Below are 19,840 nucleotides of genomic sequence, written 5' to 3'. Positions count from 1 at the left end.
GTTGGGGAATAATGATCATATATACTTATTCAATTTGTCGATAAAAATGGTCTATTTCCCTTATTCGCCCGGTATGGAAGGGTAGGTTAAGAAAATAGGTAAATTCTGTGCGAAAAAAGGTTGCAGGCGTTTTTGGGGCTTACGGTACTTTTGCCGCGAATTTTAAATGTAAGATATGAATAAGTTTGGAAGAAAAAGCTGGCAAATAGCTCTTATTTGCTTTACGTTAGGATTGATCTCCTGCAAACAGGAGGTGAAAGAACAAGCAGTGGCTAAATATGCTGTGATGAAGATTTCTGCAAATGCAGAAAAAGAAGTGATGACTTCCTATTCTGCGGCTATTGAAGGAAAGCAGGATATAGAAATATATCCTCAGGTTTCGGGTTATATTGAACGATTATGCGTATCTGAAGGAGAAAAGGTACGTCAAGGACAAATCTTGTTTGTGATTGATCAAGTTCCATACAAGGCGGCCCTTGAGACGGCAATAGCTAACGTGAAAGTGGCTGAAGCTTCTCTGGCAACGGCAGAACTGACATATAACAGTACTAAAGCCTTGTTTGAAAAGAAAGTGGTTTCGGATTTTAACCTGCAGACCAGCCGAAATTCATATCTGACGGCTCAAGCGCAATTAGCTCAGGCAAAAGCCGAAGAAGTGAATGCCCGGAATAACCTTTCGTATACCGAAGTAAAGAGTCCAAGTGATGGTGTTGTAGGTATGTTGCCTTATCGGAAAGGAGCGTTAGTCAGTCCTTCGATTCCGCAACCCTTGACTACGGTTTCCGACAATTCTGAAATGTATGTATATTTCTCAATGACTGAAAACCAGTTGTTGGCATTAGCCCGGCAATATGGTACAATCGATCAGGCTATCAAAGAAATGCCTGAAATCCAGCTTCAGCTGAATGACCAGACATTGTATGCGGATAAAGGACGAATTGAATCTATCAGTGGTGTTGTCGACAAAACGACCGGAACAGTAGGTGTTCGGGCCGTATTCCCGAATGAGACACATCTGTTGCATAGCGGTTTTTCAGGGAATGTGCTGGTACCGAGTACTTATAAGAATTGTATTATCATTCCTCAAGGTGCCACTGTCCAGTTACAGGATAAGATTATTACGTATAAAGTAGTGGATGGTAAAGCCACTTCAACCTTAATTCAGGTAGCCGGTGTTGACGATGGACGTGAGTATATTGTGTTAGACGGATTGAAAGAAGGTGATGAAATCGTTTCCGAAGGAGCCGGTATGCTCCGTGAAGGAACGCAAGTAAAATAAAGGGATAGCTTTATGAAAGGAAATATATTTATCAAGCGGCCAGTGATGGCCTTATCTATCTCGATCCTGATCCTGATAGTCGGATTTATTTCATTAGGAACATTACCTGTTGAACAGTATCCGGATATTGCTCCTCCTACGGTTCGTGTGGAAGCTACGTATACTGGTGCCAATGCTGAAGCGGTTATGAATAGTGTGATCATGCCGTTGGAAGAGAGTATCAATGGTGTGGAAAACATGATTTATATCACATCTACGGCGACCAACTCGGGTTCTGCTGAAATCTTGGTTTACTTCAAACAGGGAACAGATCCGGATATGGCAGCTGTCAATGTACAGAACCGTGTTTCCAAAGCACAGGGTCTATTACCGTCGGAAGTAACGAAGATTGGTGTGAGTACAACAAAACGTCAGAACAGTTTCTTGCAGATTGATGGATTAATCAGTCCTGACAAGCGTTATGATGAAACGTTCCTGGCCAATTATCTGGATATAAATGTAATCCCTGCTATTAAACGTATTCAGGGAGTTGGTGATGCCCAGTTGTTGGGTGATACGTATAGTATGCGAATCTGGATGAAACCGGAATTGATGGCTCAATATGGATTGGTTCCTTCCGATGTAACCGCTGTTTTGGGGGAACAGAACATAGAAGCTCCGACAGGTTCGTTGGGTGAAAACTCAGACCATGTATTCCAATATACTATGAAATATAAAGGGCGTCTGAAAAGTACAGAAGAATTTGAGAATATCGTAATCCGTTCACAGGCGGATGGCTCGGTACTTCGTTTGAAAGATATAGCGGAAGTAGAATTAGGACGTCTTTCGTATGGTTTTCATGGCGAAGTAGATGGTGTCCCGGGTGTGATCTTTATGGTTTATCAGGTTGCAGGTGCGAATGCGACAGCTGTCAATCAGGAAATATCGGAATTATTGGATGATATGTCTAAAGAACTTCCTACAGGAACTGAGTTTGTTCAGATGATGAGTGTGAACGACTTCTTGTTCGCCTCTATCCATAATGTAGTGGAGACTCTGGTTATTGCCATCATTTTGGTCGTATTGGTGGTTTATTTCTTCTTACAGGATTTCAAGAGTACGTTGATCCCGTCTATTTCCATTATTGTTTCTTTGATCGGAACATTTGCCTGTTTGCAGATAGCCGGTTTCAGTATTAATATCTTGACATTGTTTGCCTTGGTATTGGCGATCGGTACGGTTGTGGATGATGCGATTATTGTGGTGGAAGCTGTGCAGGCAAAATTCGATGTTGGCTATAAATCCTCCTATTTGGCCACTAAGGATGCCATGAGCGATGTTACCATGGCGGTTATCTCCTGTACGTGCGTGTTTATGGCTGTATTTATCCCGGTTACCTTTATGGGAGGAACGTCAGGCGTATTCTATACGCAGTTTGGTGTGACAATGGCAGTAGCTGTCGGTTTGTCGTGTATTAATGCGTTGACCCTTTGTCCGGCGTTATGTGCCATGTTGATGAAGCCTTCGGATGGAGAAAAAGGTGCCAAGAGTTTTAACGGTCGGGTGCGTGCTGCTTATAACGCTTCTTACAATGCTTTGTTAGGAAAGTATAAAAAAGGATTGATGTTCCTGTTCCATCATCGTTGGATGACTTGGACGGCATTTGGAGTGGCAATTGTGTTGTTGGTATTTTTAATGTCTACTACGAAGACAGGGCTTGTTCCGCAGGAAGACCAGGGAGTTATGATGGTCAATGTAAGTACATCTCCGGGTAATACGTTGGTAGAAACAGACAAGGTATTGGATAAAGTAGAAAATATATTGAGAAATACGCCTGAAGTAGAACATTACTCAAGAACAGCCGGGTTTGGATTGATCTCCGGACAAGGAACATCCTATGCTACACTGATTATCCGTATGAGGAATTGGGATGAAAGAAAGGGCGAGGAACATACTGTAGATGCGGTAATGAAGCGATTGAATGCACAGTTTGCCCTGATTAAGGAAGCGCAGATCTTCTGTTTCCAGCCGGCTATGATTCCGGGTTACGGTACAGGTAACTCAACTGAATTGTATCTGGAAGACAAGACTGGTGGTGAAATGGCTACTTTCTATCAATTGGCAATGCAATATTTGGGAGCGTTGAACCAGCGGCCGGAAGTGGCGATGGCTTATACTTCGTATGCCATGAATTTCCCGCAGATTTCGGTCGATGTAGATGCAGCCAAGTGCAAGCGTGCCGGTATTTCTCCTAATACCGTATTGGATGCTTTGGGCTCTTATTGTGGTGGTTCGTATGTCTCAAACTTCAATAAGTTTGGTAAAGTATATCGTGTCATGCTGCAGGCATCGCCTGAAACCCGATTGGATAAACATGCTTTGGATAATATGTTTGTCCGCAATGGCGAGGAAATGGCCCCGATCAGTCAGTTTGTAACAGTAAAGAATGTATTGGGTGCTGAAGTGGCCAAGCGTTTTAACTTGTATAATACCATAACGGTGAATGTAAATGCGGCCGAAGGTTATTCTACGGGTGAAGTACAGCAGGCTATTAAGGAAGTGGCAGAGCAGATGCTTCCTACGGGTTATGGCTATGAATATGGTGGTATGGCTCGTGAAGAGGCTTCAAGCGGAGGAGCACAGACCGTATTTGTGTATGTCCTTTGTGTTGTCCTGATTTATCTGATTCTATCCTGTTTGTATGAAAGTTTCTTGGTGCCGCTGGCAGTTATCTTATCTGTTCCTTTTGGATTGATGGGTAGTTTCTTATTCGCTAAGATTGCAGGTCTGGAGAATAATATTTATCTGCAAACGGGAGTGATTATGTTGATCGGTCTGTTGGCGAAGACTGCTATCTTGATTACCGAGTATGCCATTGAACGCCGGCGAAAAGGTATGGGAATTGTTTCGGCTGCTTATTCTGCCGCCCAGGCTCGTCTGCGTCCGATTCTGATGACGGTCTTGACAATGATATTCGGTATGTTGCCTTTGATGTTCTCAACGGGTGCCGGAGCGAATGGAAATGGATCGTTGGCAACGGGTGTTGTCGGTGGTATCTCGGTTGGTACATTGGCCTTGCTTTTCGTTGTTCCGGTATTCTTTATCTTCTTTGAATATCTGCAGGAAAAACTGCGGAAACCGAAACAGGAAGACGAGGATATGCAGGTTATGTATGAGAAAATAAAAACACAGGTCGAACGGGACGCATTGAATACTAATAGTTAATGAAGGAATGAAACGTATGAATAAATGGATTTTCATGATAGGCGCTACTTGTTTACTGAGTAGTTGCGGTATATATTCAACCTATAAGCCACAGACGTCGGTCCCGGATAACTTGTATGGAGAAGAAATTCCGGCGGAAGACACAGTGAACTTGGGTAATATGAGCTGGCGGGAATTGTTTAAAGACCCGCAGCTCCAGGCTCTGATTGAACGGGGATTGCAGAATAATACGGATTTGCGTACGGCCCAGCTTCGGGTAGAAGAGGCTAAGGCGGCCTTGCTCTCGGCTAAATTGTCGTTTTTGCCTTCTTTGGCTTTCTCGCCGCAAGGAACGATCAGTAGTTTTGATGGAGAAACGTCAAAGAGCTATACGGTTCCGGTTTCAGCAAGTTGGGAACTGGATGTTTTCGGGAAGTTACGCAATGCCAAGAAGCAGGCTCAGGCTGCTTATGAACAGAGTGAAGATTATCAGCAGGCTGTTCATTCCAGTCTGATTGCCAATATAGCCAACACCTATTATACGTTGCTGATGCTCGATGAGCAATTGGCTATCTCGGAAGAAACAGCTGCTTCGTGGAAAGAAACGGTTCAGTCGACAGAAGCGTTGATGAATGCCGGCTTAGCCGATGAGAGTGCTGTTTCGCAGATGCGCGCCACTTATTTTGAGGTGGAAAATTCGGTGCTCGATTTAAAGGAGCAGATTAATCAGGTCGAGAACAGCCTGGCATTGTTGCTGGCTGAGACGCCGCAGGCTTTCGAACGGGGAAATCTGGCCGCACAGGAATTTCCGGAAGAGCTTTCGGTTGGTGTTCCATTGCAGCTTTTAGCGAATCGGCCGGATGTTCGGGAAGCTGAACGACAGTTGGAACAGGCTTTTTATGTGACGAACCAGGCTAACGCAGCCTTTTATCCGTCGATTACACTCAGTGGAAGCGCAGGCTGGACCAATGCAGCGGGAGCCATTATTACCAATCCGGGCAAATTCCTGGCTTCTGCCGTTGCTTCTCTGACTGAACCCTTGTTCAACCGGGGAACATTGATCGCTCAGAAGCGAATTGCTAAAGCACAGCAGGAAGAGGCTTCGTTGGCTTTTCAGCAGAAATTATTAAGTGCCGGCAGTGAAGTGAATGATGCGCTGACTTCTTATCAGACGAGCAGGTACAAACGCAGTAATTATGAACAGCAGATCGTCTCTTTAGAGAACGCCTTACGAAGCACGACTCTGTTGATGGAACATGGTACAACGACTTATCTGGAAGTCTTGACGGCTAAGCAAGCACTGTTGAGTGCGGAGCTGTCGCAAGTGGCCAATCAGTTCAAGGAAATCCAGAGTGTGATCAATCTGTATCAGGCTTTGGGTGGCGGACGTATGTGAATCATTGTTTGATTAGGTTTATATCGTCAGAAATGAAAGCTGGGAAGAATGCTCTTTGAAGAAATAAAAGGTTTTGACAAACTGGATAACCTTTTCTTATAACTCATGTTTCTTCATATTAACGATTGAAATTTCTTCCGAATGAATTGCTCCTTCAAAGGCATCTCCCAGCTTTTTATATATTATATAAGGTAGGAACAAGTGAGCCGTTCAGATTCTTTTTGGAAAAAATTTGCCTGCAACAGGTACAACGATAGCTATTCTTGACTATATTTGCCTTGCTTTTTGAGAGAAATGACTGGAAAGATGCCGGAGTGGTCGAACGGGGCGGACTCGAAATCCGCTATACGGCTTTGCTGTATCCAGGGTTCGAATCCCTGTCTTTCCGCATAAGACAGTCAAGGAAGACGGAGAGATTTTTCAATCTCTCCTTTTTTATGTTCTCTCAAGTTGTATAGTTATACAACTTTCCTGCCTTTGTTATGATCAACTTGTGCATACAACTTGAATTAGCCAGCTTGAATATAAGTCTGTTATTCCCTAAACTCATCCAGCAGTTCATTGCATCTTCTCATGTGCTTTTTATATTGCAACAGCGTGATCACAATGCCAACGGCGATGGAAATAATGCCTGCTACGGTAATAAGTCGCACAGTAGCAGCGTCGTTTGCCTGGGCATATAGCCGCATAAATATATAAGTAAGCATAGCGGTCAGGGGAACTATGCCGGCAATGAGCGTTCCTGCGTAGAATTTACGATAGCCGGCAATCTTTTCTGTAACCGTCCGTACATCGCCGTTCAACAGATTTTCCATGCCTAACTTACGGCTTACCCACAGGCTGGCACCCAAGTCGGCCAAGGCCCATAACGACACCAATAGGGCAAACAGTATAGGCCAGTTTATGTGGATGCAAATCACAATTATCATAGGTACCGTCAGGATGTCACCCCACATTCGGTCTCTGATTTCTTTGCTGATGGCCATTGCGGGCCGTTTTCTGAGGGATTTAAAGAACTTTTCGTTCACTGTTTTTTGTTTTCCCAACTCTTCCTTGAGCAGATCATATTCCGACTTCAGTGTTTGAAGTTCTTTTTCGATATTGATTCCCATACGATTCTTTTTTTAGATGTTAGACATTTTTTTGAGTTGTTCTTTGATACGAACCAACTTGAATGAGACATTCTTGACAGAAATACCCAGGATAGCGCCAATCTCTTCGTAGCTCAGGCCTTCGAGCCACAACAGGACGACGCTTCTGTCTACCAGTCCCAACGTGTTGATCCGCTTATAAAGCTGCTTTATCTGCAAATTCTTTTCCATACTTCTCCCTTCCGAAAGGGAATCAGTATCAAGGTTCAGCCGTTCGCGCTGCTTTTTCTGCCGGTTACTGAAGTTGATACAGTAATTCAAACTGACACGATAGATCCACGTTCTGATATCGCTTTTCCCTTCGAAGGCATCGAAGCCTTGCCACAATCGGACGAGAATGTCCTGATACAGGTCGTTTACCTCGTCCGAATCGCTCGAGAACATATAACAGACGGTATAGATGGTCCGTTCATGTTCCTTGATGATGTTCGTGAATTGTTGTTCTTTCGCATTCATTTCACATGCTGTTTTTACTTGTTAGACCATAAAGTGGGCCGAAAACTATACATTCACACCTGTTTTTTTCGATTCATTTATCTCCATCCCATAAAATCTTAAAGGAAAATGTCTTGTATTTTTACCGTTCCACAACTGTGGAACGATCGTTTCACCCTTGTGGAATGATCGTTTCACCTGGGTGGGACGATCGGATCACCCGGGTGAAACGATAAAAAATAAAAGAATTTGACATAAAATCGTGAGGACTTCGTTATAACTGGCAGAAGAAGGATACTAAAAAAGGTACGCTGAAATCGACCAGAATCCCGTGGAAGATGGAAACAAACACCAGATCGTTGCCGCAGTAACGGGTGATGATGGGCAGCGTTGTATCCATGGTGGTGGCGCCGCCGGCACAGATTGGTGCCAGACGTCCGAAGTATTTCAGGAAGAAGGGTGCACCCAACAGGGCGAAAATCTCCCGGATAATGTTGGAGATTAAGGCGATGGTCCCTAATTCGGAAGCGATCTGCACGCCTAAAGACGGCTCTTTCAGCTGGGTAACCAGAATGGAAGAAAGGGAATAGTAGGCAAATCCGCTGCCTACGGCCAGGCAGTCGAATACACTCCATCGGCTGATTACCAGACTGATCAGGGCAGCAAACAGTAAGGAGCCGCTGATTGTGGCCAAAGGCACAAGCAATAATTTCGGACGAATGCTGCGCAGGATGTCTTTCAGTTTCTTATCACTGCCGATACTGAGTCCGACTTGAAACATCAGGGCATATAGCACATACATCGAAAGATCTGAATCCATGATCCAGGAGGGCAAAACTCCGGCCCAGCCTAACAGGCAGCCCAGGAGAAAGAAACCGACAACAATGATACTGCCAATCATTTCTCTCCTCCTTTCTTCTCAAAGAAAAAATGATATATCAGCTTGGCCATGCAAACACTGCCTAAAGTAGTAGCTATGGCAATCAGTAAGGCTTGCAGGCCAAGTGTACTGAGATTATTGACAATCTGGGGATTACTTCCCACGGAAGTCCCTAACAAAAACAAGAGGGCGAATATTGTATAAGAAATAGGTTTACCGATCTTCTGCAAAAAAGAGAGATGCTTCAGTAAATATCCCACAGCGATACCGGCAAACATGATTCCAATAACCGTAAACATGATGCATTCATTTTGTGAATTGCAAAGGTAGAAAATAAATCAGCGTATCCGTGGTTCCAGACGTGGTTTTTCGGCTTTGAATGATGGGTAAGTCAATAAAAATATGTAAGTTTGCTGAATGTGATTTGACAATAACTAATACTAAATCTATAACACAGTGAAGACGAAACTATTTTTATTATCTGTTGCCGTGATGGGGTTGGCAACGAGTTGCCAGCAGAAGCCGGAGTCGCAGCCGTTGGCCGACGAAATCCAGTATGTAGATCCGTTTATCGGAACCGGTTTCCATGGGCATACATTCCCGGGAGCTACGCGTCCGTATGCGATGGTGCAGTTAAGTCCGGATACACATATCATGGGCTGGGACGCCAGCAGCGGCTATCATTATGACGATCATCAGATTTATGGCTTCAGTCATACGCATTTGTCGGGAACAGGTATCGGAGATCTGGGCGATATCATGCTGCTCCCGTTCAGTGGAGGCGATTCGATCAAGCCGGTGGCTACCTTCAAAAAGGAGACAGAGAAGGCAACTCCGGGTTATTATGCCGTACGCTTGGAAAACTTGGGTGTGAATGTCGAACTGACTTCTACCGATCGGGTAGGTTTTCACCGGTATACTTTCGATAATCCGAAAGACCGTCGGGTGATGCTGGACTTGGGGCATGTGCTTCAACCGAACTGGGGACACAAACTGGTGAGCAATGATTATCAGCTGGTCAACGACTCAACGGTAGAAGGAACGTTTAAGACACAAGGTTGGGCGCATTTCCATTCTGTTTCTTATCGGGTGACATTCTCTGAACCAATGACTAAGATTTATCAGTATATAGATGGAAAATTGCGTTCGGATTCGTTGTTCCTCAAATTGCATTCCGAGAAAGATCTGAAGTTCCACTACCGGTTCAAGGAATCGGATAAGCCTTTGTTGGTAAAAGTAGCTCTTTCTCCGGTTGATGTGGAAGGAGCGGAAAAGAATATGGAAGCCGAATTGCCGGGTTGGGACTTCGATCAGGTCCGTGCTGAATCGGCTGATATCTGGAACAAGGCATTGAACAAGATCCAGATTGAGACCAACGATCCGGTGGTAAAGAAGAACTTCTATACGGCACTTTATCATACGATGATTGCTCCGTTTGCTTATCAGGATGTGGATGGCCGTTATTGGGGTATGGACAAGAAAGTACATACAGCGGCTTCTGGTTATACGAATTATACGGCCTTTTCTTTGTGGGATACATTCCGTGCCTTGCATCCGCTGATGACAATTATCAATTCTTCGTTGGCTTCGGATATGGGAAATGCGCTGGTTCAGGGTTATATGGAAGGAACCATCTTGCCGAAATGGCCGTTGGCTTCCAATTATACCGGATGTATGGTTGGTTATCCGGCGGTATCTGTATTGGCTGATCTGGTAGCCAAGGATTTGGCAAAAGGAGATTTGAATCTTTGGGCCGAAGCCGGAGCCCGTTCTTCTGTTTATCGGGCAGACCTGGCGGAAAAGTTCAAAGATACACGCGAGCTGGATCTGATTACCCGACATGTATATTATAAGGATAAGTTTGGATTTGTCCCGGCCGATTCTATTCCTGAATCCGTTTCGTGGGGATTGGAAATGGCTTATTACGACTGGTGTATCGCTCAGATAGCGGCTAAAGCCGGAAATGATACGTTGGCTAAGGCTTATCAGGAGAAAGCTGCTTATTATAAGCGCTATTTAGATCCGGAAACGAAGCTGATGCGCGGCGTGATGGCCGACGGTTCTTTCCGTACTCCGTTTAATCCGCGTTATTCATCTCACATGAAGAGCGATTATACCGAAGGAAACGCATTCCAATGGAGCTTCTTTGTTCCGCATGATATGGATAACTTCATTGCCGAGATCGGTGGTAAGAAAGAATTGGAAACACGGCTGGATACCTTGTTTACGACTTCTTCTCAAATCGACGGAGCTGAGGCTTCGGGTGATATTACGGGTCTGATCGGTCAGTATGCGCATGGCAACGAACCGAGCCACCACATGGCCTATTTGTACAATTGGACGGATGCGCCTTGGAAGGGAGCGGAACGCTTGGACTTTATCATGCGTAATTTCTATACGAACCAGCCGGACGGAATCATCGGAAACGAAGACTGTGGTCAGATGTCTGCCTGGTATGTATTGAGTGCATTAGGCTTTTATCAGGTTTGTCCGGGCATTCCGGTGTATGCAATTGGTCGTCCGATGATAGATAAAGCGACAATCCCGGTTAGCGGAGGTAAATTCCTGATCATTGTCAAGAACAATGCTCCGGAAAACAAGTATGTGAAAGAAGCCAAGTTGAACGGAAAAGTATTGGATACCTTGTTCTTCTCGCATGCCGACCTGGTGAAAGGCGGAACCTTGGAAATCGAGATGACGGCGATTCATCCGTAAGACAGCAGAAAACAATCAATAAGCAAGGCATCAGAGGTTCCGGCCTTTGATGCCAGGATAAAAATAGAAATACAATTATGTTACTGACAACAACAAACAACATTGAAGGCCGGCAGATTACGGCTTATTATGGAATTGTTTCGGGCGAAACAATCATTGGTGCGAATATTTTCAGGGATTTCTTTGCCAGCATCCGGGATATTGTAGGCGGACGCTCGGGTTCATACGAAAAAGTATTGCGGGAAGCCAAGGAAACGGCTTTGCAGGAGATGTCGCAACAGGCTGCTGCTTTGGGCGCGAATGCCGTGATTGCTATCGATCTTGATTATGAAACCGTAGGAGGTGAAGGAAGTATGCTGATGGTTACGGCAGCCGGAACAGCCGTTCGTTATGAATAATAACAGAAAGATGAGAAATAAAAAAAGGTCACTCCGGCAAGAAGTGACCTTTCTATGAACTTTATATGAGAAGTAAAATTACTTTCTGATACCCAGTTCTTTGATAATAGCACGATATCTTTCGATATCAACTTTTGTCAGATAATCCAACAGACGACGACGCTTACCAACCAACATTTTCAATGCACGTTCAGTTGCGAAGTCTTTGTGATTAGCTTTCAAGTGCTCAGTCAAATGAGCGATACGGTAAGTAAACAAAGCGATCTGGCTTTCAGCAGAACCTGTGTTAGTAGCTGATTTACCGTACTTTTCGAAGATTTCTTTTTTCTTTTCTGAATCTAAATACATGATTCTTGTACTTTAATAAATTAATACTATGTTATTTAAGCGGATGCAAAGATAGGTGTTTCTTTTTGATTTGCAATGAATTCTTCCTCTTTTTTTATTTTTTGGGTATAATATTCCTTATACATTGTGAGAAATGTCGTATTTTTGCAGCCAATAAATTAGTCTTCAATGCAAAAGATAAGAAACATTGCGATTATCGCGCACGTAGACCACGGAAAGACAACGCTCGTGGATAAAATGTTATTAGCCGGTAAGCTTTTCCGAGAAGGACAGGCAGAGCCGGATCAGTTCCTTGACAGCAACGACCTGGAAAGGGAAAGAGGTATCACTATTCTTGCCAAAAACGTGTCTATTAATTACAAAGGTTATAAGATTAATATTATCGATACTCCGGGGCACGCCGATTTTGGTGGGGAAGTTGAACGTGTATTGAATATGGCTGATGGCTGTTTGTTGTTGGTTGATGCCTTCGAAGGCCCGATGCCGCAGACTCGTTTTGTGCTTCAGAAAGCCATTCAGATTGGTCTGAAGCCTATCGTTGTCATTAATAAGGTAGATAAGCCTAACTGTCGTCCTTCAGAAGTACAGGAAATGGTGTTCGACTTGATGTTTAGTCTGGATGCAACCGAGGATCAGTTGGATTTCCCGACTATTTATGGTTCTGCTAAACAAGGTTGGATGTCGGAAGACTGGCAAAAGCCTACGACGGATATTACGGCTCTTTTGGATGCCATCATCAAATATATTCCGGAACCGCAGGTACTGGAAGGTCCGTCTCAGATGTTGATTACTTCGTTGGATTATTCTAAATATGTAGGACGAATTGCAGTCGGACGTGTTCATCGCGGAGAATTATGTGAAGGACAAGATATCGTTCTGTGTAAACGGGATGGTTCGCAGGTGAAGTCGAAGATAAAGGAAATCGATGTATTCGAAGGATTGGGTCGTACAAAGGTTCAGTCGGTTAAATCCGGAGATATCTGTGCTGTAATCGGTATTGAAGGTTTTGAAATCGGTGAGACAATAGCTGATGCGCTAGAGCCTGAAGCTTTGCCGACTATTGCCATTGATGAGCCGACCATGTCTATGCTCTTTACGATCAATAACTCACCTTTCTTCGGTAAAGATGGTAAATATGTAACTTCTCGTCATATTTATGAACGCTTGCAGAAGGAACTGGACAAGAACTTGGCATTGCGTGTCAAGCCAACGGATTCTGCTGATTCTTGGTTGGTTTATGGTCGTGGTGTATTGCACTTGTCTGTCTTGATCGAAACGATGCGTCGTGAAGGTTATGAATTGCAGGTAGGTCAGCCGCAGGTTATCATCAAGGAAATTGATGGCGTAAAATGCGAGCCGGTTGAACAGCTGACAATCAATTTGCCGGAAGAATGTTCAAGCCGTATCATCGATATGGTAACTAAACGTAAAGGTGAGATGACGATGATGGAAAGCAAGAACGGACGTATGCATTTGGAATTTACAATTCCTTCTCGTGGTATCATCGGTTTGAATAATGCTGCTCTGACGGCTTCTGCCGGTGAAGCAATCATCGCCCACCGCTTCCTGGAATATCAGCCTTGGAAAGGTGAGATTGAACGCCGTACCAACGGTTCTATCATTGCGATGGAAACCGGAACGGCTTATGCTTATGCCTTGAACAACTTGCAGTCTCGTGGCCGTTTCTTCATAGCTCCGGGAGAAGAAGTTTATGCGGGTCAGGTAGTTGGTGAACATACAAAAGAAAATGACCTGGTCGTAAATGTAACGAAGTCGAAGAAGCTGACCAATATGCGTGCTTCTGGTTCAGATGAAAAGGTTTCTTTGGCTCCGCCTACTATCTTCAGTCTGGAAGACGCATTGGAATATATCAAGAGTGATGAATATGTTGAAATCACTCCGAATTATATGCGTATGCGTAAGATTATTTTGGATGAGACAGAGCGTAAACGTCAGAACAGAAACTAAGATTTCTTATATAATAGCATATGACAGGCGCAGAGTTGTTAAAGCTCTACGCCTGTTTTTTGTATCTGAACGTATAAGAAACTTAGATAATATCTAATCGCTGTGTGAATAAACCTGTTGATAACCCGGTTGAAAAGCCTGTGAATTGTGAAGAACCGGTTGAAAAGTTATTGGGAAAACGTGTGGATTGTGCATAAAAAAAAGAAACACATATTAGCTTGTGTCTCTCTTAGGAAGCTCTTCCTCTTGGACTTGAACCAAGGACCCTCTGATTAACAGTCAGATGCTCTAACCGACTGAGCTAAGGAAGAATGTATGTTTTGCTCTTCTTCTTGGACTTGAACCAAGGACCCTCTGATTAACAGTCAGATGCTCTAACCAACTGAGCTAAAGAAGAATGTTTTGCTCTTCCTCTTGGACTTGAACCAAGGACCCTCTGATTAACAGTCAGATGCTCTAACCAACTGAGCTAAGGAAGAATGTTTTTGTTTGCTTTCCCAGAGTGCCTCTCTGAAATTGCACTGCAAAAGTACGGTGTATTTTCGAAATATGCAATATCTTTGCAGAAAAATTTTGAGAAAAATGAAGATTTTAGGTATAGGCAATGCGTTAGTCGATGTTTTATCGAAGTTGGATAGTGATGAAACATTGGTAAAAATAGGTATTCAGAAAGGTGCTATGGATATGATTTCCAGGGAACAAATGTATGTTATCCGGAAATATCAGGCAAATACGGAGACAACTCAGGCTCCGGGTGGAGCAAATTGCAATACGATGCGGGCTATTGCTCTTTTAGGTGGTCAATCCGGCTTTATCGGCAAGGTAGGCGATGACAGTCTGGGGCAATTTTATGAGGAAGCTCTTCTGAAAGCGGGTGTTGCTTCTTATCTGATCAAGACAGAAGGTCCGTCGGGCGCTTGCACGGTGTTTATTTCTCCGGATGGAGAGCGTACGATGGGTACGTTTTTAGGGCCGGCGCCGACTATTTCGCCAGATGAAATTACAGAAGACGTATTGCGTAACTATAATTGTATTCATATAGAAGGTTATTTGATCGTCAATGAAGAGCTGGTGCGCGAGACGATGAAGAAGGCGAAACGTCTCGGATTGAAAGTGGCTCTTGATTTGGCCAATTATAATATTGTAAATGCCTATAAAGGGTTGCTGGAAGAAGTCATTCCGCAGTATGTCGATATCCTTTTTGCCAACGCCAGCGAAGCAGAAGCTTTTACCGGACTTCCTGCCCAGGAAGCTGTAAAGGCGTTGGAAAAGCAAGTGGATGTGGCTCTGGTTACTTTAGGTAAAGAAGGTTCCTTGATTGGCAGTCATGGTCAATTCTATCACGTAGATGCTGAAGGCGGAAAACCGGTTGATACGACCGGTGCCGGCGATAACTTTGCTGCCGGTTTCTTGTATGGTCAGTCGGTGGGCGCTTCCTTGGTTCAGTCGGCTCAGATTGGTTCGATGTTATCAGGTTATGTAATTGATGTGGTTGGTCCGCAAGTGCCGGCCGATAAATGGGAACAAATAAAGTTAAAAGTAAAGGCTATTTTGGCTGGTACAAAAGATTAATTTCTACTTTTACACCCAATAGTGAATTAATAAAGAATAAGTCAAATGCAACGTAAGGGTTTGATTGGTTGGATTTGTGCCTTGTTGTGTGTTGGTTCTTTGTTTCCGGCACAGGCGCAAGAGAAAAAAGACAATCATTTCGAAGTAAGTAAGAATTTAGAGATTTTCAACTCGCTGGTGAAGGAGATGGAAATGTTCTATGTCGATACGATTGATGTGGAAAAAACAGTCCGTCGTGGTATTGATGCCATGTTAGGAGGCTTGGATCCGTATACGGAATATATACCTGAACAGGAAATGGGCGACTTCAAGCAGCTTGTAACTGGTGAATATGGCGGTATTGGTGCTTATATCCGTCAGCGTAATGAGAAAGGAAATGTCATGATCATTGAGCCGTTTGAAGGAATGCCGGCGGCAGAAGCCGGACTGAAGGCGGGTGATGTGATTTTAGCAATTGATACGACGAAGGTTTCTTCGTTTACCAACGACAAGGTAAGTGAACTGTTGAAAGGTGTTCCGAACTCGAAGATGACGCTTACCATTCAGCGGCCGGGAGAAAAGAAGCCCCGGAAGTTTGATATCATCCGTAAACAAGTTCAAATTAATCAGGTTACGTGGTATGGCGTGCGTGGCGACAGTGTTGGTTACATCTATTTGAAGAGCTTTACCGATAAATGCGCGCAGGAAGTGAAAGACGCTTTCCTGGATTTGCGGGATAATCACCATGTAAAAAGCTTGATTCTGGATTTACGGAACAATGGCGGTGGTGTTTTGGAGTCGGCTGTACAGATTGTCAGTATGTTTGTTCCGAAAGGAAGCGTTGTCCTTTCTACCAAATCCAAGCATGCACAGATGGATCGTACGTACCGTACGTCGAGTGAACCGATTGATACCGTTATGCCTTTGGCGGTATTGATCAATGGAAACTCGGCATCGGCTGCCGAAATTGTTTCGGGTTCGCTACAGGATATGGACCGTGCCGTATTGATCGGGCAGCGTTCATACGGAAAAGGTTTGGTGCAGTCTACGCGCGACCTGCCTTATAATGGTAGTCTGAAGGTTACGATCAGTAAATATTATATTCCGAGTGGGCGTTGTATCCAGCAGCTGGATTATACACATCGCAAGGCAGATGGTTCGGTAGCAGCCATTCCGGATAGTTTGACGAAGGTCTTTTATACGGCAAAAGGTCGTCCGGTTCGTGATGGCGGCGGTGTCCGTCCTGAGTTTGAAGTCAAAGAAGATAAACTGCCTACCATGATGTATTATTTGGCTGTTGATACGGTATTCTGTGACTTCGTGACCAATTGGGTGCAGCAGCATCCGACGATTCCTCCGGTAGAAGAATTCTCCATCAGTGATGCCGATTTCGAAGCCTTCAAGGCCTATGCGAAGGAAAAAGGGTTTACTTACGACCGCCAGAGCGAGAAAGTCTTGAAGAACCTGAAAGAAGTTGCCGAGTTTGAAGGATATCTGGAAGGCGATTCAACCTGGTTCAAAACCCTGGAAACAAAGCTGACGCCGAATCTGGATCGGGATTTCGACCGTTTTAAGAAGGAAGTAACCCGTATGCTTGAGTCGGAAATCGTCAAACGCTATTATTATCAGAAAGGAGAGCTGCTGGCCAGTCTGAAAGATGACAAAGTCTTGGAGAAGGCTTTGGAAGTATTGGCCAACCGTGCTCTTTATCAACAGACTTTGAGTACACCGGAAGGAAAATAACGGAACGCTGATTCGTTATTCTTTCCAGTCGGGTATTTATATAGATATAAGGGAGGCCCCTTCGATAGCCGTTATGGTAAATCGAAGGGGCTTTTTGTTTTGTGTCGGTTGTTGGGAAATAAAGTTCCGAAACCGGTGATGCAAAGTTGCAAATCATTCGGATAATTCTTTAGTTCACGCCGTGAACTAAGTAATCCACACCGTGAACTACTTAATCCACGTCGTGAACTAAGTAATCCGCAGCGTGAACTAAAGAATAGTTCGGCATCAGAGAAGTTTTTCTTAACGGGGAAGGATAGAATATCAAACGGTAATCATTTTCTAGGGAAACGACTTCTTCTGAGATTCCGAGGCTTCCATTTGCAAAACTGCCGATAAATCGTTTACTTTGCTTTCTCACTAAAACAGTTTGGCTATGAGCTTTGATGGTTGTCGCGAAATTTATATAAATCCCTATACGGATTTCGGATTCAAAAAGTTGTTTGGAACGGATTTGAATAAAGATCTGTTGATCAGTTTCATCAATGCCTTGTTGGAAGGACGAGAGCATATTGAGGATCTGACTTACCTGAATACGGAGCATTTAGGCATCCGCGAAATGGATCGGAAAGCCGTATTCGATGTTTATTGTGAGAATGATAAGGGCGAAAAGATCTTGATTGAGATGCAAAAAGGAGAACAGCAGTTCTTTAAAGATCGTAGTCTCTATTATGCTACTTTTCCTATTAAGGATCAGGCTGAAAAAGGTCGGGGTTGGAACTATGAGCTGAAAGCTGTCTATGTAATAGGTATTTTGAATTTCACATTAGACGACAAGCATCCGAATTATTATCGGCGTGAAGTGAAATTGATGGATACAAAACTGAAGGAAGTCTTTTATGATAAGCTGACTTTCATTTATCTGGAGATGCCTAAATTCAATAAAGGGGAAGATGAATTAAAGACTTTGTTTGATAAGTGGTTATTTGTCCTGAAAAATTTAGGTCGTTTGCAGGAACGTTCAAAGGCTTTGCAGGAACGGATTTTCACCAAACTATTTGCTGCTGCTGAAATTGCCAAGTTCTCTCAAGAGGAATATTATGCCTATGAAGAAAGTCTTAAGGTTTATCGAGACTGGTTTAGTGTGATACAAACGGCAGAAAAAAAAGGAATGACCAAAGGCCGGAAAGAGGGTTTGGAAGAAGGCCGAAAAGAAGGTAGAAAGGAAGGTCTGGAAGAAGGACTGAAAAAAGGCCGGCAAGAAGGACTTTTGGTTGTTGCCCGGAATTTAAAGCGGCAACATTTATCGGCAGAAGATATCGCGGCAGCGACAGGTCTTTCGAAGGAAGAGATTGAGGCTTTATAAATGCGTTGTGATATTATAAAAATCCCTGCCATCCGAATAGAACGGCAGGGATTTCGTCTTTTAGGATAGTGTCTTTTTATTTTATATCCTTCGTAAGTTCATAATCTCATCATCTGTCAGGCCTGTGCATTCTTTAATCAAGTCCAATGCAATTCCTTTTTGTTGAAGATAACTGGCCTTATACCGGTAAAGGCGTTATACCCAATAATTGACATATATCTTTAGAACGACATTGTCTTAATCCGGTTATTGGCAAAGATTATAAGTTTTTATCGTAAGAAACAAATATTTCTGTATAAGATTCACAGAGCTATATCCTAAACAAATCGGATGTGTAATACAATCAGTTCGGAATGTGTGCCGACACGATAAGCCGGTCCGGCACAACCAAAACCGGACGAAATATAATGTTGCGTTCCTCCTTTACTGTAATAGCCGTAAGGGCATTCGTAAATAAGTTTCATCAAGAGCGGATAAGGCCATAATTGTCCGTTATGTGTATGGCCGTGTAATCCGAGATCGATATGGTTCATGCGCATTTCAGCAAAACTCCAGGGCTGGTGATCGAGGACGATAAGAGGTTTGGTCGTATCGATTCCCATCAGGAGCTGGTGTAAAGGCTTACGCTTCTTGTTGATAAAATCATCCCGTCCGATCAGGTAGAAAGATGAATCGGGCGAAGCAACAGAGTCTTTTAATAAGGTAGAGAACTTTCGGATCCAGCGTTCTTTGGCAAAACGGTTGGCTCGGTATTCATGGTTCCCGTAGGTTGTATAGACACCTAAGGGCGCAATCAGTTGCTTGAAGTCGTCTTCAATATGGGCATTCTCGGCAAAACGGGATTCATAATCCAATACATCACCGACCATGACGACTAAGTCTGGCCGTTGTTCGTTGCTCAATCGGACTAAATTCTGGGCATGCTGCTTACCGATTACTTCACCAAAGTGCGTATCTGACACCATGACAATCTTCAGGCTGTCTCGACTGCTGCTGCCTTTGGGCAAATCAATATAAAGATGTTTTACTACGGGATGTATAACATTTAGATGGGCTTTATATAACAGACAACCGGTTCCAATGACAAAAAGAATAAATAAAATACGTTTACATTCCTGCCAATGTTTGGAAATCAGACGGGGCAGCCATTCCCATTTCCGCTGACTGATACGGATAACTTCCAGGCATAAAAGACCCAATGTGATATAAATACTGCCGATATACCATGTGTTGCAGATATTCATAATCGGTATAAATACTGAATCGGGCAGATCTTCTCGGAAAAAGAATCCAAAGAAGTACAGACAGAGCTCAAGAACAAATAACAGCAGATAAGAAACCTGCCACTTCTTCTGCTGAGGCAAAGCCTGGCGGCCTCGCCAGTATATATAAGGATTCAGTAATAGCTGTGCTACGATCGACTGGATAAATACTTTCATACGTAAAAT

The 19,840-nt window shown here is 43.7% G+C and carries 15 protein-coding genes and 4 tRNA genes; 10 read left to right on the top strand and 9 right to left on the bottom strand.

The window, feature by feature from the left end; translation table 11 throughout:
- Positions 1-175 precede the first annotated feature (175 nt).
- The 4 genes from NEE14_RS10040 to NEE14_RS10025 all read left to right on the top strand — a co-directional run bounded on the left by NEE14_RS10040 (position 176) and on the right by NEE14_RS10025 (position 6,246).
- On the top strand, positions 176-1,279 hold the full coding sequence (locus NEE14_RS10040) for an efflux RND transporter periplasmic adaptor subunit (RefSeq protein WP_251967566.1): 1,104 nt from the start codon (positions 176-178) through the stop codon (positions 1,277-1,279).
- A 12-nt stretch (positions 1,280-1,291) separates the two neighbouring features.
- Positions 1,292-4,483 (top strand): efflux RND transporter permease subunit, encoded by a 3,192-nt coding sequence (locus tag NEE14_RS10035; protein ID WP_251967565.1) that lies wholly within the window; start codon positions 1,292-1,294, stop codon positions 4,481-4,483.
- Between the two features lie 16 nt (positions 4,484-4,499).
- Positions 4,500-5,858: an efflux transporter outer membrane subunit gene (locus NEE14_RS10030; protein WP_251967564.1), complete on the top strand. Its 1,359-nt coding sequence runs from the start codon at positions 4,500-4,502 to the stop codon at positions 5,856-5,858.
- A 300-nt stretch (positions 5,859-6,158) separates the two neighbouring features.
- Positions 6,159-6,246: transfer RNA gene (locus NEE14_RS10025), tRNA-Ser, on the top strand.
- A 145-nt stretch (positions 6,247-6,391) separates the two neighbouring features.
- Here NEE14_RS10025 and NEE14_RS10020 read toward each other — a convergent pair.
- The 4 genes from NEE14_RS10020 to NEE14_RS10005 all read right to left on the bottom strand — a co-directional run bounded on the left by NEE14_RS10020 (position 6,392) and on the right by NEE14_RS10005 (position 8,623).
- Positions 6,392-6,970, bottom strand: coding sequence for a hypothetical protein (locus NEE14_RS10020; protein ID WP_251967563.1), 579 nt, complete (start codon positions 6,968-6,970; stop codon positions 6,392-6,394).
- 12 nt (positions 6,971-6,982) lie between these two features.
- Entirely contained in the window at positions 6,983-7,465 is a 483-nt protein-coding gene (locus NEE14_RS10015; protein ID WP_251967562.1) for an RNA polymerase sigma factor, read from the bottom strand.
- Between the two features lie 253 nt (positions 7,466-7,718).
- Positions 7,719-8,345, bottom strand: coding sequence for a lysine exporter LysO family protein (locus NEE14_RS10010; protein ID WP_251967561.1), 627 nt, complete (start codon positions 8,343-8,345; stop codon positions 7,719-7,721).
- Positions 8,342-8,623: a LysO family transporter gene (locus NEE14_RS10005; RefSeq protein ID WP_251967560.1), complete on the bottom strand. Its 282-nt coding sequence runs from the start codon at positions 8,621-8,623 to the stop codon at positions 8,342-8,344. Before NEE14_RS10005 ends, NEE14_RS10010 begins: the two co-directional genes overlap by 4 nt.
- A 157-nt stretch (positions 8,624-8,780) precedes the next feature.
- On the opposite strand from NEE14_RS10005, the gene NEE14_RS10000 reads away from it, so the two are divergent.
- Both NEE14_RS10000 and NEE14_RS09995 read left to right on the top strand, forming a co-directional pair.
- The gene (locus NEE14_RS10000; protein ID WP_317259011.1) at positions 8,781-11,039 is read left to right on the top strand and encodes a GH92 family glycosyl hydrolase; all 2,259 of its coding nucleotides are present in this window, start codon (positions 8,781-8,783) and stop codon (positions 11,037-11,039) included.
- A 77-nt stretch (positions 11,040-11,116) separates the two neighbouring features.
- Entirely contained in the window at positions 11,117-11,437 is a 321-nt protein-coding gene (locus NEE14_RS09995; protein ID WP_251967559.1) for a heavy metal-binding domain-containing protein, read from the top strand.
- Between the two features lie 78 nt (positions 11,438-11,515).
- On the opposite strand, the gene rpsO is transcribed toward NEE14_RS09995, so the two are convergent.
- Complete coding sequence (gene rpsO, locus NEE14_RS09990) at positions 11,516-11,785, bottom strand: 30S ribosomal protein S15 (protein WP_251967558.1); 270 nt, start codon at positions 11,783-11,785, stop codon at positions 11,516-11,518.
- Between the two features lie 168 nt (positions 11,786-11,953).
- On the opposite strand from rpsO, the gene typA reads away from it, so the two are divergent.
- On the top strand, positions 11,954-13,753 hold the full coding sequence (gene typA / locus NEE14_RS09985; protein ID WP_251967557.1) for a translational GTPase TypA: 1,800 nt from the start codon (positions 11,954-11,956) through the stop codon (positions 13,751-13,753).
- Between the two features lie 237 nt (positions 13,754-13,990).
- On the opposite strand, the gene NEE14_RS09980 is transcribed toward typA, so the two are convergent.
- From NEE14_RS09980 to NEE14_RS09970, 3 genes are all read right to left on the bottom strand, one after another.
- Positions 13,991-14,064 (bottom strand) — tRNA-Asn (locus NEE14_RS09980).
- Between the two features lie 12 nt (positions 14,065-14,076).
- Positions 14,077-14,150: transfer RNA gene (locus NEE14_RS09975), tRNA-Asn, on the bottom strand.
- Between the two features lie 8 nt (positions 14,151-14,158).
- Positions 14,159-14,232 (bottom strand) — tRNA-Asn (locus NEE14_RS09970).
- A 103-nt stretch (positions 14,233-14,335) separates the two neighbouring features.
- Here NEE14_RS09970 and NEE14_RS09965 point away from each other — a divergent pair.
- From NEE14_RS09965 to NEE14_RS09955, 3 genes are all read left to right on the top strand, one after another.
- The gene (locus NEE14_RS09965) at positions 14,336-15,325 is read left to right on the top strand and encodes an adenosine kinase (RefSeq protein ID WP_251967556.1); all 990 of its coding nucleotides are present in this window, start codon (positions 14,336-14,338) and stop codon (positions 15,323-15,325) included.
- Between the two features lie 45 nt (positions 15,326-15,370).
- Positions 15,371-17,047: a S41 family peptidase gene (locus NEE14_RS09960; protein ID WP_251967555.1), complete on the top strand. Its 1,677-nt coding sequence runs from the start codon at positions 15,371-15,373 to the stop codon at positions 17,045-17,047.
- Positions 17,048-17,462: 415 nt separating this feature from the next.
- A complete protein-coding gene (locus NEE14_RS09955) occupies positions 17,463-18,392 on the top strand; it encodes an Rpn family recombination-promoting nuclease/putative transposase (RefSeq protein WP_251967554.1) in 930 nt (309 codons plus the stop codon).
- 317 nt (positions 18,393-18,709) lie between these two features.
- Here NEE14_RS09955 and NEE14_RS09950 read toward each other — a convergent pair whose 3' ends face one another.
- A complete protein-coding gene (locus NEE14_RS09950) occupies positions 18,710-19,831 on the bottom strand; it encodes a metallophosphoesterase (RefSeq protein WP_251967553.1) in 1,122 nt (373 codons plus the stop codon).
- Positions 19,832-19,840 lie beyond the last annotated feature (9 nt).

The organism is Parabacteroides sp. AD58, from assembly GCF_023744375.2.
GTDB classification, from domain to species: Bacteria; Bacteroidota; Bacteroidia; order Bacteroidales; family Tannerellaceae; genus Parabacteroides; species Parabacteroides absconsus.
Note: the sequence above shows the minus strand (reverse complement) of the source record. Positions and strands in the feature narration are given on the sequence as shown.

What these genes read in the sequence shown, in the direction of transcription:
- NEE14_RS10040 (WP_251967566.1), top strand. Translation starts at nt 176, where the DNA reads ATGAATAAGTTTGGAAGAAAAAGCTGGCAAATAGCTCTTATTTGCTTT.
- NEE14_RS10035 (WP_251967565.1), top strand. Translation starts at nt 1,292, where the DNA reads ATGAAAGGAAATATATTTATCAAGCGGCCAGTGATGGCCTTATCTATC.
- NEE14_RS10030 (WP_251967564.1), top strand. Translation starts at nt 4,500, where the DNA reads ATGAATAAATGGATTTTCATGATAGGCGCTACTTGTTTACTGAGTAGT.
- NEE14_RS10020 (WP_251967563.1), bottom strand. Translation starts at nt 6,970, where the DNA reads ATGGGAATCAATATCGAAAAAGAACTTCAAACACTGAAGTCGGAATAT.
- NEE14_RS10015 (WP_251967562.1), bottom strand. Translation starts at nt 7,465, where the DNA reads ATGAATGCGAAAGAACAACAATTCACGAACATCATCAAGGAACATGAA.
- NEE14_RS10010 (WP_251967561.1), bottom strand. Translation starts at nt 8,345, where the DNA reads ATGATTGGCAGTATCATTGTTGTCGGTTTCTTTCTCCTGGGCTGCCTG.
- NEE14_RS10005 (WP_251967560.1), bottom strand. Translation starts at nt 8,623, where the DNA reads ATGTTTACGGTTATTGGAATCATGTTTGCCGGTATCGCTGTGGGATAT.
- NEE14_RS09995 (WP_251967559.1), top strand. Translation starts at nt 11,117, where the DNA reads ATGTTACTGACAACAACAAACAACATTGAAGGCCGGCAGATTACGGCT.
- rpsO (WP_251967558.1), bottom strand. Translation starts at nt 11,785, where the DNA reads ATGTATTTAGATTCAGAAAAGAAAAAAGAAATCTTCGAAAAGTACGGT.
- typA (WP_251967557.1), top strand. Translation starts at nt 11,954, where the DNA reads ATGCAAAAGATAAGAAACATTGCGATTATCGCGCACGTAGACCACGGA.
- NEE14_RS09965 (WP_251967556.1), top strand. Translation starts at nt 14,336, where the DNA reads ATGAAGATTTTAGGTATAGGCAATGCGTTAGTCGATGTTTTATCGAAG.
- NEE14_RS09960 (WP_251967555.1), top strand. Translation starts at nt 15,371, where the DNA reads ATGCAACGTAAGGGTTTGATTGGTTGGATTTGTGCCTTGTTGTGTGTT.
- NEE14_RS09955 (WP_251967554.1), top strand. Translation starts at nt 17,463, where the DNA reads ATGAGCTTTGATGGTTGTCGCGAAATTTATATAAATCCCTATACGGAT.
- NEE14_RS09950 (WP_251967553.1), bottom strand. Translation starts at nt 19,831, where the DNA reads ATGAAAGTATTTATCCAGTCGATCGTAGCACAGCTATTACTGAATCCT.